The organism is Microcoleus sp. N9_B4, from assembly GCF_036701635.1.
Lineage (GTDB): Bacteria > Cyanobacteriota > Cyanobacteriia > Cyanobacteriales > Microcoleaceae > Microcoleus.
In genome coordinates this window covers 1-1,702 of the sequence record NZ_JAUBRC010000112.1, presented here as the reverse complement: position 1 = coordinate 1,702, position 1,702 = coordinate 1, and the positions used below count along the sequence as shown (strand labels likewise).

The window sequence follows — 1,702 nt, the reverse complement described above, 5'->3', positions numbered from 1 at the left end:
GGATTGGGATTTTTGAGCGCCCCAATCTACCTATTTGACACATTTTTTGTGGGAAAAGCAACAGAACATCTAATTGGAGAAGGAGTGACACCCGAACAATTTGCCGGATGACAGAATCGGGAGAGCTTTAGACAAATATCATCAAGCTGGAACCACAAAATTATTCACGGCAATTGCCCTGAAAGCAGCGATGAAATTTCAAGTATCAATGAAAAGCGTTCACCTAGATAGCAGTTCAATATCAGTAGAAGGAGCATACAAAAACTGTCAGGGGAAAGAGCCAGGAAGTTGAGGCAGAATCTGAAGATACAGAATCTTCGATGAAAACCATAAAAATCGTTCATGGCGGCTATTCAAGAGATCGAAGACCCGACCTCAAACAATTTATCATTGATACGATCGTAACTGGAGATGGAGACGTACCATTATATCTCAAAATAGACGATGGAAATGCCGATGATAAAAGTGTCTTTGTAGAGAGATTGAAAGAATTTAAAAATCAGTGGACATTTGACGGAATCTGTGTAGCAGACAGTGCCTTATACACAGCAGAAAATTTGTCAGCAATGGCAGGAATGAAATGGATAACAAGAGTACCATTAAGCATTAAATCAGCTCAAAATAAAATCTGCAACATTGAAGATAGTGCCTGGGAAGACTCTGAAATAAAAGGATATAAAATAGCAGTCCAAACGAGTGAGTATACTGGTATCAAGCAAAGATGGCTAGTAATAGAAAGTGAAATCAGAAAACAAGCAGATCTTAAAAAAATAGTCAAGCAAGTAGAGAAACGGTTAGAATCAGCCAAAGCCTCACTGTGTAAGCTATCCATACAAAACTTTGCTTGTATTGCCGATGCAGAAATTGCAATAAAAAAGTTATCAGACTCATGGAAATATCACCAAATAACAGAAATCAAATCCCAAGAAACACCAGTTAAAACAAGAAAAAGAAAGCTCAAAGAATCGAGCAAGACACAGACAAGAGTCTATCAAGTAACGGGTGAAATAGAGCCCCTAATTTCAGCAATCGAAGCGGAAAAAGTCAAAGCTGGGAGATTTATATTAGCCACAAATATCTTAGATACTAAAGCACTGAGTAATTCACAGGTATTATCGGAATACAAAGCGCAGCAAAGTAATGAGAGAGGATTTAGATTTATCAAAGATCCGTTATTTTTTACTTCCAGAGTATTCGCGAAAAAGCCGGAGCGAGTTGAAGCAATCGGAATGATAATGGGACTGTGTTTGTTAGTATATAACCTGGCGCAAAGGAAATTGAGACAACAATTAGAAGCTACCAACGATCGAGTGAAAAATCAGGTAAAGAAATTGACCGATAAGCCGACAATGCGCTGGATATTTCAGATGTTTCAGGCGGTACATTTAGTGACGATAAATGGAGAGAAGCAGGTCAGTAATTTAACCCAAGAGCGTCAAGATATCTTGCGACATTTAGGAGAGTATTGCTGTCAATACTATTTAATAGTTTCAAGTGGATAACGTTCGAGCGCGAGGTTTAGATATTTATGAATAATTTTCATTAATTAGTCAAGACAATTTGCTCTTGGTATAAGTTGTCTTGCTTCAAAAGATGAGCGAGCGCGATAAAACAGCAGCATGAATATATTATAGCCTTTCTCAGAAATATGAGGTATCATGTTACTGACACTCACTCGTGAGGATCAAACAGAGAAAATCAG

The 1,702-nt window shown here is 37.9% G+C and carries 1 pseudogene; it reads left to right on the top strand.

Annotated elements, in window-relative coordinates:
- Positions 1-1,502, top strand: a pseudogene (locus QUA43_RS30645) (IS1634 family transposase); the annotation flags it as partial.
- Between the last annotated feature and the right edge of the window lie 200 nt (positions 1,503-1,702).